At 73.8% G+C, this 12,912-nt stretch carries 14 protein-coding genes; 7 read left to right on the plus strand and 7 right to left on the minus strand.

What is annotated here, in order from left to right:
* Positions 1–20 precede the first annotated feature (20 nt).
* Positions 21–452 (minus strand): VOC family protein, encoded by a 432-nt coding sequence (locus tag ACFW1A_RS07975; RefSeq protein ID WP_380406026.1) that lies wholly within the window; start codon positions 450–452, stop codon positions 21–23.
* 137 nt (positions 453–589) lie between these two features.
* Between ACFW1A_RS07975 and ACFW1A_RS07980 the strand changes: the two genes are divergently transcribed.
* Positions 590–1,489 (plus strand): GNAT family N-acetyltransferase, encoded by a 900-nt coding sequence (locus ACFW1A_RS07980; RefSeq protein WP_380406029.1) that lies wholly within the window; start codon positions 590–592, stop codon positions 1,487–1,489.
* A gap of 60 nt (positions 1,490–1,549) precedes the next feature.
* Positions 1,550–2,365 (plus strand): class I SAM-dependent methyltransferase, encoded by an 816-nt coding sequence (locus tag ACFW1A_RS07985; protein ID WP_380406032.1) that lies wholly within the window; start codon positions 1,550–1,552, stop codon positions 2,363–2,365.
* 7 nt (positions 2,366–2,372) lie between these two features.
* Here the strand turns inward: ACFW1A_RS07985 and ACFW1A_RS07990 are convergent, their stop codons facing one another.
* Complete coding sequence (locus ACFW1A_RS07990; RefSeq protein WP_380406035.1) at positions 2,373–2,723, minus strand: hypothetical protein; 351 nt, start codon at positions 2,721–2,723, stop codon at positions 2,373–2,375.
* A 152-nt stretch (positions 2,724–2,875) separates the two neighbouring features.
* Here ACFW1A_RS07990 and ACFW1A_RS07995 point away from each other — a divergent pair, with 152 nt between their 5' ends.
* Both ACFW1A_RS07995 and ACFW1A_RS08000 read left to right on the plus strand, forming a co-directional pair.
* Entirely contained in the window at positions 2,876–3,940 is a 1,065-nt protein-coding gene (locus ACFW1A_RS07995) for a helix-turn-helix domain-containing protein (protein WP_380406037.1), read from the plus strand.
* On the plus strand, positions 3,937–4,443 hold the full coding sequence (locus ACFW1A_RS08000) for a DUF3052 domain-containing protein (protein ID WP_380406039.1): 507 nt from the start codon (positions 3,937–3,939) through the stop codon (positions 4,441–4,443). Before ACFW1A_RS07995 ends, ACFW1A_RS08000 begins: the two co-directional genes overlap by 4 nt.
* Positions 4,444–4,504: 61 nt before the next feature.
* Here the strand turns inward: ACFW1A_RS08000 and ACFW1A_RS08005 are convergent, their stop codons facing one another.
* Entirely contained in the window at positions 4,505–4,873 is a 369-nt protein-coding gene (locus ACFW1A_RS08005; protein ID WP_380406042.1) for a low affinity iron permease family protein, read from the minus strand.
* A gap of 144 nt (positions 4,874–5,017) precedes the next feature.
* On the minus strand, positions 5,018–6,094 hold the full coding sequence (locus tag ACFW1A_RS08010; protein WP_380406045.1) for a spore photoproduct lyase family protein: 1,077 nt from the start codon (positions 6,092–6,094) through the stop codon (positions 5,018–5,020).
* Between the two features lie 120 nt (positions 6,095–6,214).
* On the opposite strand from ACFW1A_RS08010, the gene ACFW1A_RS08015 reads away from it, so the two are divergent.
* Positions 6,215–6,829 carry an HD domain-containing protein gene (locus ACFW1A_RS08015; RefSeq protein ID WP_380406048.1) on the plus strand — a complete coding sequence of 205 codons (615 nt, stop codon included), beginning with the start codon at positions 6,215–6,217 and terminating at the stop codon, positions 6,827–6,829.
* Between the two features lie 44 nt (positions 6,830–6,873).
* On the opposite strand, the gene ACFW1A_RS08020 is transcribed toward ACFW1A_RS08015, so the two are convergent.
* A complete protein-coding gene (locus ACFW1A_RS08020) occupies positions 6,874–7,332 on the minus strand; it encodes a class F sortase (RefSeq protein ID WP_380406051.1) in 459 nt (152 codons plus the stop codon).
* A 199-nt stretch (positions 7,333–7,531) separates the two neighbouring features.
* Positions 7,532–8,299, minus strand: a complete 768-nt coding sequence (locus tag ACFW1A_RS08025; RefSeq protein ID WP_380406053.1) for a hypothetical protein — start codon at positions 8,297–8,299, stop codon at positions 7,532–7,534.
* A 323-nt stretch (positions 8,300–8,622) separates the two neighbouring features.
* On the opposite strand from ACFW1A_RS08025, the gene ACFW1A_RS08030 reads away from it, so the two are divergent.
* Positions 8,623–10,389 carry an ABC transporter ATP-binding protein gene (locus tag ACFW1A_RS08030; protein WP_380406056.1) on the plus strand — a complete coding sequence of 589 codons (1,767 nt, stop codon included), beginning with the start codon at positions 8,623–8,625 and terminating at the stop codon, positions 10,387–10,389.
* Between the two features lie 102 nt (positions 10,390–10,491).
* On the opposite strand, the gene ACFW1A_RS08035 is transcribed toward ACFW1A_RS08030, so the two are convergent.
* Positions 10,492–11,712 carry an RICIN domain-containing protein gene (locus ACFW1A_RS08035; RefSeq protein ID WP_380406059.1) on the minus strand — a complete coding sequence of 407 codons (1,221 nt, stop codon included), beginning with the start codon at positions 11,710–11,712 and terminating at the stop codon, positions 10,492–10,494.
* Positions 11,713–12,033: 321 nt separating this feature from the next.
* On the opposite strand from ACFW1A_RS08035, the gene ACFW1A_RS08040 reads away from it, so the two are divergent.
* Entirely contained in the window at positions 12,034–12,789 is a 756-nt protein-coding gene (locus ACFW1A_RS08040) for a hypothetical protein (RefSeq protein ID WP_380406062.1), read from the plus strand.
* Positions 12,790–12,912: the final 123 nt, after the last annotated feature.

The following is a 12,912-nucleotide window of genomic DNA, read 5'->3' on the forward strand; positions in this document are numbered from 1 at the left end:
GCGCACGCCCGTGGGACCGGTCAGTCGAGGCAGAACTCGTTGCCCTCCACGTCGCGCATCACGATGGTCGACTCGTTCTCCTCGTCGGCCACCAGGACCTGCTCGCAGGCCGCGCCCAGGGCCACCAGGCGGTCGCACTCGGCCTGCAGCGCGGTCAGGCGCTCGGTGCCGACCAGGCCGGTGGCGGCGCGCACGTCGAGGTGGACCCTGTTCTTGACGACCTTGCCCTCGGGGACGCGCTGGAAGTACAGCCGCGGGCCCTCGCCCGTGGGGTCGCTCGCCGCGCACCAGTCGCCGCGCTGCTCGGGGGCCCGCGAGCCGTTGTACGCGTCCCAGTCCGCGAACCCCCTCGGCGGCGGCGCCACGTAGCCCAGCACCTCGCACCAGAACCGGGCGACCCGCTCGGGGTCCGCGCAGTCGAAGGTGACCTGGAACTTCTTGATCGATGACATCGGGCCATCCTAGCAACGGTGATCTTGGGCAAGTCATCGGTGGTCAGGGCGGTTTGACGGGGTATCGGCCGGACTGCGGCGACCTGCGGGGTGCGGGCCCCTGGTGCCGCGGGCAATTCTCTGACTAGAGTCAGCGAATGGATTCGGCGCAGATCATCCAGGTGCGGCGCTTCAACCGCACCGTCACCGAACGCGTGGGCGTGCTCCACGATCACTACCTGGGCCGCGAGCGGCCCGTCGGCGAGGCCCGGCTGCTCTGGCAGATCGGCGACCACGGCCAGGACGTGCGGCGGCTGCGGGAGCGGCTCGGGCTCGACTCCGGCTACGTCAGCCGACTGCTGCGCTCGCTGGAGGCCGCCGGCCTGGTCACGGTGGCGGCGCAGGCGCAGGACCGGCGGGTGCGCACCGTGCAGCTCACCGAGGCCGGCCGGGCGGAGCGGGCGGTGCTCGACGCCCGCAGCGACGAGCTGGCCGGCTCCCTGCTCGAACCGCTCAACGCCGCCCAGCGGGCCCGGCTGGTCGCCGCCATGGCCGAGGTCGACCGGCTGCTGACCGCCGCGACCGTGGCGCTGGACGTGGTCGCCCCGGACCACCCCGACGCCGAGCAGTGCCTGCGGGCCTACTTCACCGAGCTCCAGGAGTGCTTCGACACCGGCTTCGACCCGGCCCGCAGCCTGCTGCCCGACGCGGGCGAACTCCAGCCGCCGCGCGGCCTGTTCCTGGTCGCCCGGCTGCACGGCGAACCCGTCGGCTGCGCCGGACTGAAGCTGCCGGCCGGCGCCCCGGCCGAGATCAAGCGGATGTGGGTCGCGCCGCACGCCCGGGGCCTCGGCCTGGCCCGCCGGTTCCTGGCCGAGCTGGAGGCGCGGGCCGCCGAGCACGGCCGCACCCTGCTGCGCCTGGACACCAACAAGGCGCTCACCGCCGCGATCCGGCTGTACCACTCCTACGGGTTCGAGGAGGTTCCCGCCTTCAACGACGAGCCGTACGCCCAGCACTGGTTCGAGAAGCGGATCGGCGGGCCGACGGCCCGGTGACGGGACCGGTCCGGACCCGGCTAGGGTGGCGACAAGATCGACAACAGGGGAGGACGGGCCATGGCGGGTGAGTTCGACGCGCACGAGCGGCGGTTGTGGGCGGGCGCGGCACAGGCGTACGCGGGCAGCTTCGCGGCGCTGTGCGGAGCGACGGCCGGTGCACTGCTGGACGCGGCCGGGGTCGGCGCCGGGACCCGCGTGCTCGACGTCGGCACCGGTCCGGGCACGGTCGCGGCGGCGGCGACGGCGCGCGGCGCCGAGGTGGTCGCCGTCGACGCCGAGCCGGGCATGGTCGCGCTGGCGGCCGCCAACGCGCCCGGGGCGCAGGTCCGGCAGGCGGTCCTGCCCGAGCTGCCCTTCGCCGACGGCGCCTTCGACGCCGTGGTGGCCAACTTCGTCGTCAACCACGTGGAGGACCCGTGGGCGGCGCTGGCCGAGCTGCGTCGGGTGGTCCGCCCGGGCGGCCGGGTCGCGGTGACCATCTGGTCCGACGCCGGCAACCAGTCGATGGCGCTGTTCAACCAGGCGCTGGACGAGGCCGGCGCCGAGCGCCCGGTGCTCCCCACCCTGCCGGTGAACTTCGCCCGGACCGCCGACGGCCTGCGCGAGCTGCTGGAACAGGCGGGCTGGACCGAGGTGGACAGCGGCGAGATCGCCTGGACGCACCGGGCGGACCCGGCGGCCTGGTGGTCCGGGCCGGCCGGCGGCGTGGCCAACATCGGCCTGGTGGTGACCGGGCAGCCCGCCGAGGCCTACGCCCGGATCAAGTCCGCCTACGACCGGCTGGCGGCCGAGCGGGTCGCCGAGGACGGTCTGCTCGACCTGCCGGCCGTGGCCCTGCTGGCCTCCGGCACCGCACCCAAGAGCACCCCCTAGCGCGGTGCTAGTCCCGGTTCAGCGCGTCGGCGTTGCCGCGGCAGGTGTAGACCATCAGGTGGTCCAGCGGCTGGTAGTAGTTCGCGGCGTTGCGGTCCTGCTGGTCGATCCGCTTGCCCCAGGCGGCCAGCTTGCCGTCCGCGGCGTTCTTGGTGAGGTCCAGCAGGGTGTGCCAGTCGCCGAGGTGGGCGGCGTAGGCCCGGTCGCCCTGGTCGTCGGTGACGGCCTGCAGGCTCCTGGCCCTGCCGCACAGGTCGGAGCTGCTGACGCTCCGGCCCGGGTCGGCGCAGGCGGCGGTGGCGAGCAGGGCGGCGCCGACGGCGGTGGCCGGCAGCAGGCGGCGGAGCGGAGACGGCACGGGGGGTCCTTTCCTCAAGACGGCCCCGCCAGCGTGGCCCCCGGCCGGGCGGACCGCCTTGACGGCCGGTGCACTGCTGCTTGACACCCGGCGCACACCCGGGCGAGCATGCGCAGCTGACGAGGTGTCAGTGCGTACGGGGGGCACTCACGATGCGGACGGTCTTCCGGGCCGACCGGGTACCGGCCGACGAGCGGTTCGATGCCTGGCACCAGCTGGTGTCGGGCTGCCTGGTCCCGAGCGTCAACCGGACACCCGACCCGGCCGGGTTCGCGGCCGAGCTGCGGGTGGCCGAACTGGGCCGCGGGATCCTGCTGACGGACCACGCGTACTCGCCCCTGCGGGCCCAGCGGACGGCCGCACTGGTGCGCCGCTCGGACCCGGAGGAGCTGCACCTGGTGCTGGCGCGCGAAGGCCGGCAGCGGTTGGAGCAGGGCGACCGGCAGGTGCTGGCCGGCCCCGGTGAGGCAGTGCTGTACGACACCTCGCAGCCGAGCACCTACCAGGGGTCGGCGCACCAGGGGCAGCCGCTGCGGGAACTGGTGCTCCAGGTGCCGCGCGCGCTGCTGCCGGCGGACGGAGCCGGGCTGCGCCCGCTGGCGGCCACCGCGCTGCCGGTGGACGCCGGGCCGGGGGCGCTGCTGAGCCGGCTGCTCGACCAGGTGGCCGCACGGCCCAGCGGGTACAGCGCGGCGGAGTGCACCCGGCTCGGGGCGGTGGTGCTCGACCTGCTCGCACTCGCGCTGGAGCGCCGGTTGGCGGCCGACCCCGCCGCCCGGCCCGAGACCCACCGGGCCGCACTGCTGCAGCAGGTCAAGGAGTACATCCGGCAACACCTGGCCGATCCCCGGCTCTCGCCCGCCGACATCGCCGCCGGCTGCCACCTCTCGGTCCGGTACCTGCACCGGCTGTTCGAGCAGGAGGAGTCCACGGTGACCGCCTGGATCCGGGACCTGCGGCTGCAGGCCGCGCACCGGGACCTCGGCGCCGCCGCCCACCAGCACCTGCCGATCCACCGGATCGCGGCCCGCTGGGGCTTCCCGCACGCGTCCGCCTTCACCCGTGCGTACCGGGCCGCCTACGGCACCAGCCCCTCCGAGGCCCGCCGGGCGGAGTGGAGCCGAGCGGAGCCGGGCGGGGCCGGGCCGTCCGTGACCCGTGACTGGCGTGCCGGTGGGCCGGCCGGCAGCGGGCGGTGCGAGGATGTCGAGCCATGACGGACTCGGGCCGCACGGGCCACGCCGGATACTCGGGCACCCCGCTGGCCAAGAAGCTGCGGATCAAGCCCGGCCACCGGGTCGCCCTGTGGCGGGCGCCGCAGGGCTGGGCGCTGCCGGACCTGCCGGACGGCGTCCTGGTCTCCGTCGTCGGCGAGGGCGGAGACGGTGCCGGGCCGGGCAGCGTCGTCCTCGCGGAGGCGGACGTCGTCCTCACGGAGGCGGACGTCGTGCTCACGGAGGCGGACGTCGTGCTCGCCTTCCACCGCTCGGCCGAGGAGTTGCGCGCCGCCGCGCGGCCGCTGGTGGACGCACTGCGGCCGGCGTCCTGCCTGTGGATGCTCTGGCCGCGCCGCGCGGCAGGCCACCGCAGCGACCTGACGGACACTCTGGTGCGCGAGACCCTGCTGCCGTTCGGCGTGGTGGACGTGAAGGTCGCCGCAGTGGGGGAGGACTGGTCCGGCCTGGCCTTCGTCTGGCGCAAGGAGAACCGGCCGGGGTGAGCGGCCGCCCGGCCCGGCGCCGCTCCTGTCGGGGCGGGCACCGGATCACCGGAGCACCGGGTCAGAGGCGCTCCTCGATCCCGATCGCCGTCTTCAGGTCCTCGACGGCCTGCCCGGGGTTGCCCTCCTGCTGCTCCAGCAGGGCCCGGGCGATCGCGTCCAGCTTGCGCTGGATGGCGTGCTCGGCCCGGCGCTCGGAGTTCTTCAGCATCGCCAGCACCAGCAGCGTCACCGCGCTCATCGCATTGCCCAGCACCAGCTTCCACTCCTCGGACAGCCCGGCCACGTTCACCGCCACGAACAGCGCCACGACCAGCAGGCAGAGCACCGCGAACACCGGTGAGCTGGTGAAGTTCGACGCCAGTTCGGCGAACTCCTCGAACCGCCCGCGCCGGCCGTCCTCGCGCCTGCGCGCCGGATGCTGGAACACGTCGCCCACCGCCCTTCCGGTCCCGCCGCGCGCCCGCCGGTGGTCGTGCCGACGGCCGCGGGCGCACTGCCCACACCTGCCACCCTCCGTCGCCACGCCGGCATCCGCCTGCCGAGCAGCGGCGCAGTGCGCCGGGGGCCGGTCTCAGAAGGCGTACCGGACCCGGAGCCAGGGCGCGTGGCGCTCGATCAGGGTGCGCAGCTCGGCGAGCGCGGCGGCCTTGGTGCGGACCCGGTAGCGGACGTTCCAGCTGCCGTTCTCGGAGCGCTTGGGCTCCTGCAGGGCCGGGCGCCAGAGCACCTGCTCCGCCTTCGGGTGCCAGCCCAGGTTGACCTCGTGCAGGTCCTGGTTGTGGGTCAGCATGATGATCTCCGCCGCGGCCTGCGCCTTGACCGCGGGCCCGAGCACGTCGTCCATCCGCTGCAGCAGCTCGGCCCAGTCGGCCTGCCAGCCGGGGCGCAGCACCACGGGGGAGAGGTTGAAGTGCACCTCGTACCCGGCGGCGAGGAAGTCGTCGGCGGCGCGCACCCGGTCCGGCACCGGGGCGGCGCGGATGTCGAGCAGCCGGGCGTCGGCCGGCGGCATCACCGAGAACCTGATCCGGGTGCGCCCGCGCGGATCGAGGGCCAGCAGGTCCCGGTTGACCCACTTGGTGGCGAAGGACGCCTTGGCGGTCGGCCAGTCGCGGAACGCGGTGATCAGGTCGGCGGTGTTGTCGCAGACCAGGGCGTCCACCGAGCAGTCGTTGTTCTCCCCGATGTCGTAGACCCACGCGGCCGGGTCGCACTGGTTGGGTGCGGCCTTGGGTCCCTGGCGGGCGACGTGGCGGCCGAGGTACCCGACGATCCGGTCGATGTTGGTGAAGACCGTGATCGGGTTGGCGTACCCCTTGCGGCGCGGTACGTAGCAGTAGGCGCAGGCGAGGGCACAGCCGTTGGCCGAGCTCGGGGCGATCCAGTCGGCCGAGCGCCCGTTGGGGCGGGCCGCGAGGGTCTTCTTCTCGCCCAGGACGAGGACCTCGCTCTTGATCCGGGCCCAGCGCCGCACGTTCCCGTCGTTGCCGTGCAGGTGGGGGATCGCCCAGTGCGACGGCACCTCGATGACGGTGGCCGCCGGGAACCGCCCGAGCACGTGGCGGCCGCGCGGGGAGGCCAGGGCGGCCGGCTCCGCGTGGATCTCGCGGACGTCGAGCAGTGGAACGGGACGGGGGTGGTCGGACACGCGGAACCTCCAGGACAGCCGATGCTAGCGTCCGCCGCCGCCGCTCCCCGGCAGCGCGGGGCCGTAGGATCCCCGGCACGGGCTCGGGGCGGACCCGAGGGAGTGGAACAGGGGGCCGGGATGGACACGGTGCGGACCTTCGAGGCGGCGCAGGGCTGGCCGGCGGTGCGCGCGGCGCTCGCCGCGCGGCTTCCGGCGGCGGAGCTCGGCCGGCTGGACGAGGCCGTCGCCTTCGCCGAGCAGTGGCACGGCGACCAGCGGCGGCCGGCCGGGGAGCCGTACCTGGAGCACCTGCTGGAGGCGGTGCTGGTCCTGGTCGACGGCGTCGGGGTGACCGACACCGACGTGCTGCGGGCGGCGGTGCTGCACGACGTGGTGGAGGACACCGGCTGCTCGGCGGCCGAGGTGCGCGAGCGGTTCGGGCCGCGGGTCGCGGACCTGGTGGACTGGGTGACCAAGCCCGAGCCCGCCGACGGGCAGTCAGCCGCGCAGGCCCGGGCGGCGTACCTGGACCGGTTGCGGCTGGCCCCCGAGGACGCGCTGCTGGTCAAGCTCGCCGACCGGCTGAGCAACGTGCAGCGACTGGACACCCACCCCCGCCCCGAGAAGCGCCGCTCGTACTACCGGGAGACGGTGCGCACGGTCGTGCCGCTGGCCCAGCCGTACCCGTGGTTCCGCGCGTGGTACGCCGCGTGGGCCGAGGCCCTCGCACCGCTGGACGGCGACGAGGGCTGACCAACCCCCGGCCGTCCGCCCCCGCAGGCCGGGTGACGAGGTGGTCAGGCGGTCGAGGTCAGGTGGGCGAAGACCACGGTGTTGGCCTGGTACCCGGTGCGGTGGTCGTAGTGCCCGCCGCAGGTGATCAGGCGCAACTCGGCCCGGCCGGTCGGGTCGTAGATCTCGTGGGAGGGGAAGGCGGTCTTGGGGAAGCTGCGGACGGCGTCGACGGTGAAGACGGCCGTGCGGTGGTCCTGCCGGGTCACGCTGACGGTCTGGCCGGGGTGCAGCTTCCCGAGCAGGTAGAAGACGCCGGGGCCGACCCGGTCGTCGACGTGCCCGATGATCACCGAGGTGCCGGTGGCGCCGGGGGCGGTGCCGTCGCGGTACCAGCCGGCGAGGTGGTGCCGACCGGGCGGCGGTGTGGTGAGCTGCCCCTGGCTGTCCAGGCCGAGGCCGGTGACCTGGGCGTCGACCTTGATCGCGGGGATGCGCACCCGGACCGGCGGCGACGAGGGCATCGCCGGGCCCACGGCGGTCGGGCCGGGCGCTGCGCCCTGCGGCGGCGGGGCCGCGCCGGGACTCACGGGACCCGCGGCCTGCCGGGGTTGCGGCGGGTGGGAGGTGCTGGTGCCTTCGTGCAGGAGCCAGCCGCCGCACAGGAGCGCTGCCGCGGCGGCGCCGGCCAGCAGCCGGGCACCGCCGCGCCGGTGCCGTGGTTCAGCGGGCGTCATCGCGCCGCGCGCGCCGACGGGCACGGACCGCGAGCCAGCCGGAGGCCGCGATCAGGGCGCTGCCGGCGACGATCTGCGCCGCGTTCGGCGTCCGCACCGAGCCGCCGGCGCCGGCCGCGACGGAGCCGACCGGCGCGCTGCCGGGCCCCGTGCCCGGAGCGCCCGGGCCGGCCTGCGACGGCGTTCCGCCCGCGCTCGGGCCCGAGCCGCCGGTCGTGGTCGAACTGGCGGACGTGCTGGGAGCGGGGCCGGTGGTCGAGCCGACGGGACTCGGGGACGTGCCGGGGGACGGGTTCGTGCCCACCTGGGTGGGACTGGGACTGGGCGACGGCGTGGCGCAGCTGACCTCGAAGACCTTCTGCTTGCCGTTGCCGTGCTCGCCGGTGAAGGTCCACTCCAGCTTGTAGTGGCCGTCGGGCAGGGAGAGGTCCGCGGAACGGCCCGCCCCGGTGGTGAGGGTCACGTCCCCGGCGAGCACCTGGGCGCTGCCGGTGGGCGGCTGCTGACTGATCGTCCAGGACACCTGCGTCAGGGTGTCGAAGTTGAAGGCCGCCAGGTAGAAGGCGCAGACCTTCGGTTCGTCGCGCTCGTCCGTCTGCGACTCGGTGGTCAGGTGGATCTTCACGTCCCCGTTGTCGCCGGGGGCGGCGAACGCGGTTGCGGGCCACCACGTGAGGGTGGCCGCCGCGAGGAGACTGGTGCCGAACGCGCCGATGCGGCGACCTGTGAGGCACTGCCCGTGTTGTTCGCTCATGAGGAAGCTCCGTAGTGGTACGAACTGATTGTCCGGCGAACACCGGGCACTCCGGCAGCGTGGCCCCGCGATCAGCCGTCGGACGGTTCGCCTCGCCGCACCGCCGCCGGGGTTCCGCCGTTCGGCCCAGCCCGGCGAGGGTGCGCAAAGCACCTGCTGCGCACACACCCTGACGTCCTGTCATGACGGGTGAGGCCTCTTGTGTTCACCAGGTGGCGACTGCTGCCGTCACGGACCACCCCCACCGGTGGGAGCGCGCCCAGGGCAGGCTGGAAGGATGGGCGGCCGGACCCTCGCTCACCCCACAAGCCTGGAGTTGCCCGATGGCTCTGCCCGACGGTTCGCTCAGCCACCGCTACCGCGGCGAGCACCCCGTCCGCACACTCGTCTTCCTGTTCCGCCCCGACCGCGCCCGGGTCTTCGGGGCGGTCGGCGTCTTCTTCTTCAAGCACGCGCCGGTCTGGCTGCTGCCGCTGATCACCGCCAACATCGTCGACGTGGTGGTCAAGCACCGCGACATCTCGGTGCTCTGGTGGAACTCGGCCGTGCTGCTGGCCATCCTGCTGCTGAACCTGCCGCTGCACCTGCTGTACGTGCACTGGATGCACGGCTCGATCCGCCGCACCGGCACCAGGCTGCGCTCGGCGCTGTGCCACCGGATGCAGCAGCTGTCCATCGGCTACCACTCCCGGGTCAGCGCGAGCGTGCTGCAGGCCAAGGTGATCCGCGACGTGGAGGGCATCGAGACCGCCTGCCAGCAGACCGCCGACAACGGCCTGGCCGCCGTCGCCACCCTGACCGGCGGACTGGTCGTCATCGGCGTGCAGACCCCGGCCTTCCTGCCGGTCTTCCTGGTCCTCGTCCCGGCCAGCGCCCTGCTGGTGGTGCGGCTGCGCGAACGGCTGCGCCACCAGAACGAGTCCTTCCGCCGCGAGGTCGAGCACCTCTCCTCCCGGATCGGCGAGATGACCAGCCTGATCCCGATCACCCGGGCGCACGGCCTGGAGCGCACCGCGCTGCGCCGGGTCGACCGGACCCTGGGCCGGGTGCTCGACGAGGGCCTGCGCCTCGACCTGCTGAACGGCCGGTTCGGTTCGCTGGCCTGGATCCTGCTCAACGCCATGGGCGTCGGCTGCCTGGCCGGCTCCGCGCTGGTGGCCTACTACGGCTGGCTGAACGTCACCCCCGGCGCCGTCGTGATGCTCAGCGCCTACTTCTCCGCGCTGACCGGGTCGGTCACCACCCTGCTCACCCTCGCCCCGCAGCTCGGCAAGGGGCTGGCCTCGGTCCGCTCGGTCGGCGAGGTGCTGCAGGCCCCCGACCTGGAGGAGAACGCGGGCAAGGCCGAGGTCGCCGCGGTCACCGGCCGGATCGACTTCCAGGGCGTCGGCCACCAGTACCCGGGCGCGGACGCCCCGTCCGTCTCGGACTTCACCCTCAGCGTGCGGCCCGGTGAGACCGTCGCCCTCATCGGGGCGTCGGGAGCCGGCAAGTCCACCGTGCTCAACCTGGTGATCGGGTTCCTGCGGCCCACCCAGGGGCGGATCCTGCTCGACGGCCGGGACATGGAGGAGCTCGACCTGCGCTCCTACCGGCAGTTCCTCTCCGTGGTCCCGCAGGAGTCCATCCTGTTCGAGGGGACCATCCGGGAGAACGTCACCTACGGCCTGGGCACCGTCCCCGGGGAGACGGTGCAGGCCGCCCTGCGCGACGCCAACGCGCTGGAGTTCATCGAACGCCTCCCCAACGGCGTCGACACCCTCGTCGGGGAGCGCGGCGCGCGCCTGTCGGGCGGTCAGAAGCAGCGGCTGGCCATCGCCCGGGCGCTGATCCGCGATCCCCGGATCCTGGTCCTGGACGAGGCCACCTCCGCGCTCGACTCGCAGGCGGAGAAGCTGGTGCAGCAGGCCCTGGCCCGCCTGGTGCGCGGGCGGACCGTGCTGGTGGTGGCGCACCGCCTGTCCACCATCCGCACCGCGGACCGGATCGTGGTGATGGGCGACGGCACCATCCGCGAGACCGGCACGCACGCCCAACTGCTGGGCAGCGACGGCGCCTACGCCCGGCTGCACAGCGCGCAGAGCGCCTGACGCCGCCGCGTCCGGCGCGGCCGAGCTCGATCGGCCGCGCCGGACGGGCGGTGCGCGGTCGGTCGGTCCCGGCCGCGCCGGACGGGCGGTGCGCGGTCCGGACTACTTCAGCGCCCAGACCTGGTTGGACTGGGTGCCGCTGCCGTAGCAGTCCCAGATCTGCAGCAGGGTGCCGTTCGCCGTGCCCTGCCCGTCCGCGTCCAGGCAGCGGCCGGACGCCGGGTTCACGACGGTGCCGTTGGAGTTGACCTGCCACTGCTGCGCGCCGGTGCCGTTGCACGTCCACTGGCGCACCTGGGTGCCGTTGGCGGTGGCGCCGCCGGCCACGTCGAGGCACTTGCCCGAGGTGCCGTTGACGAAGGTGCCGCCGTTGCGGGTCCACTGCTGGTTCGGCCAGCTGCCCGAGCCGGCGTAGCAGTCCCACAGCTGCACCGCGGTGCCGTCGGCGGTGCCCCCGTTCTGGTCGTCCAGGCAGCGCCCGCTGCCCTGGCCGACGATCCGGCTGCTGCCGCCCCCACCCCCGCCGCCCCCGCCGCCGCTGCCGTTCGCGGTGTAGGAGAAGGAGTTGACCGCCAGACCCGGGCCGCCCTGCCAGGGCTCGAAGCCGAACTGGACGCTGGTCAGGTACCAGGAGGTCTGCAGGTAGCCGCGGGCGGCGGAGTCGTTGGTGAAGTCCTTGAGGTCGACCGTGAGGGCGTTGGTCGGCTGCTGGCGGACGTAGGAGACGGTGTTCCAGGCGGGGCTGCTGCCCTGGCGCCCGTACCAGACGTCCCAGGCGGCGCCCTCCAGCGACACCGTGCCGACCTTGCTGCCGAACGGAGCGGGCGGACCGGAGTGGTTGGCCCAGATCATCAGCTCCTCGCCGTCGTTCTGCCCGCTGGGGTTGGCCTGGGTGTCGAACCAGATGTCGTAGGACGCGTCCCAGGAGCCGGCGGTGGTGCTGAAGTTCACGCTCGACTGCGGGTTGGCGAAGGCGGAGACCTGCTGGGGCAGCCCGTTGCCGGTGGAGCAGTTGCCGTAGTGGCAGCCCGCGTAGATCGAGGGGTAGGCGGCGGGTGCGCCGCCGGTGCCGACGTTGTGGTTGCCGGTGGTCACCGTGAAGCCGTCGTTGCCGACGTCGATGCACTGCTGGATCGTGTCGCCCCACTCGTTGTTCTGCACGACGTAGGCGCCGCCGGAGACGGTCGTACTGCCGAACTTGTCGCAGATGGTGGTGCCGGCGTGGGCCACCCCGGCGTCCGCCACCGGGAGGACCAGGGAGGCCGCCGTGAGGACGACGGCGACACCGGCGGTGCGGACCGCGCGTAAGACCAGTCTGAGCATGGGGCTGCCTTTCGTGGGGGGAGCGAGGGCAGGAGAGCCCGGGGAGTGAGCTGCGGGAGCGCTCCCACGCTGCTGCCCTGTCATCAAGCCATTGTTGATTGATGCGCGTCAAGATGCCGTTTGCCTTTAAGAAATAGACCCGATGTATGGCTCTGCACTGAGCGGACGACGGCTGTGAGGGTGCGGCAGGTGCGCGCGGTTCGCTCTGCGGTCCGGGGAGCGGACAAAGATCTGACGCTCCGTCACCCTCGTTGGTGGCCAACCATCTCGATTGGATGAACACGGCCACGAGCGGTCCCCGGCGCCCGAATACTGGCGCGCATGGCATCGACCCAGGGTGAACCCGGCCCCACCGCCACTCCAGCAACTCCCGCTCCTCCCGCTCCTCCCGCGACTCCCGCCGCCCCGCCCCGCTCCGCCCAGGAGCCGGTCCGCCACACCCGGACCTGGTTCAAGGAGGCGGTCGGCTGCCTGTTCGCGGTGGTGCTGCTGTCCGGCTGCGCGCTCGGCATCTGGCGAGCCGTGGCCCTCGGCGCCGACGGCACGGCGGCCGGCACCTTCGTGGCCACCGCCGGCGGCCTGCTGGCGACCAGCGTGCTCTCCTTCAACCGCTGGACCCTGCGCCCGGCCTACGCCGTGACCGCACTGCTGCTCGCCGCCGTGACCACGTTCTTCGTCGGGCGCTGGGGCCAGGAGTACTTCGCCGACCAGCCGGTGGACGTGACCGGCCAGATCGCCTGGCCCACCGACCCCGCCCAGCCGACCACCACCGCCACCGCCCGGCTCGGCGTGCCCAAGCAGCTCAACCGGCTGGACATCAGCGTGGTGCTGGAGGACCTGCACCCCGATGCCGGCGACTGCTCCGACTCCACCTTCTCGGTGCGCCGGATGGGCGACATCCGGCCCGCCGAGCGGGCCGCGGGCGCTCCGCCGGGCACCAAGGCGCACGGCGGGGACGCGGTCACGGTGCGGATCCCGCCCAACGCCAAGCAGGTCGACCTGTTGCTCACCGTCGCCCCGGCCCCCGGCTGCGAGGTGACCGCGTACATCCAGCTGGCCCGGTTCTACCACGCCTAGAGATTGCGACTGCCGTGCGGTTGACCCCTTCACGAACCAGACCCCCGCAGGTGTGGGCGACGGCGCTGCTGGTGGCGCTGCTCGCCTCCTGCACCGGGAAGCCGGCGCCGGACCCGCATCCGA

Origin of the sequence: Kitasatospora sp. NPDC058965 (assembly GCF_042741245.1) — a bacterium.
Taxonomy (GTDB): Bacteria; Actinomycetota; Actinomycetes; order Streptomycetales; family Streptomycetaceae; genus Kitasatospora.

Excerpts from the sequence above, each read along its gene's own strand:
- ACFW1A_RS07975 (WP_380406026.1), bottom strand. The coding sequence starts at position 452 with ATGTCATCGATCAAGAAGTTCCAGGTCACCTTCGACTGCGCGGACCCC.
- ACFW1A_RS07980 (WP_380406029.1), top strand. The coding sequence starts at position 590 with ATGGATTCGGCGCAGATCATCCAGGTGCGGCGCTTCAACCGCACCGTC.
- ACFW1A_RS07985 (WP_380406032.1), top strand. The coding sequence starts at position 1,550 with ATGGCGGGTGAGTTCGACGCGCACGAGCGGCGGTTGTGGGCGGGCGCG.
- ACFW1A_RS07995 (WP_380406037.1), top strand. The coding sequence starts at position 2,876 with ATGCGGACGGTCTTCCGGGCCGACCGGGTACCGGCCGACGAGCGGTTC.
- ACFW1A_RS08000 (WP_380406039.1), top strand. The coding sequence starts at position 3,937 with ATGACGGACTCGGGCCGCACGGGCCACGCCGGATACTCGGGCACCCCG.
- ACFW1A_RS08015 (WP_380406048.1), top strand. The coding sequence starts at position 6,215 with ATGGACACGGTGCGGACCTTCGAGGCGGCGCAGGGCTGGCCGGCGGTG.
- ACFW1A_RS08020 (WP_380406051.1), bottom strand. The coding sequence starts at position 7,332 with ATGCCCTCGTCGCCGCCGGTCCGGGTGCGCATCCCCGCGATCAAGGTC.
- ACFW1A_RS08025 (WP_380406053.1), bottom strand. The coding sequence starts at position 8,299 with ATGAGCGAACAACACGGGCAGTGCCTCACAGGTCGCCGCATCGGCGCG.
- ACFW1A_RS08030 (WP_380406056.1), top strand. The coding sequence starts at position 8,623 with ATGGCTCTGCCCGACGGTTCGCTCAGCCACCGCTACCGCGGCGAGCAC.
- ACFW1A_RS08035 (WP_380406059.1), bottom strand. The coding sequence starts at position 11,712 with ATGCTCAGACTGGTCTTACGCGCGGTCCGCACCGCCGGTGTCGCCGTC.
- ACFW1A_RS08040 (WP_380406062.1), top strand. The coding sequence starts at position 12,034 with ATGGCATCGACCCAGGGTGAACCCGGCCCCACCGCCACTCCAGCAACT.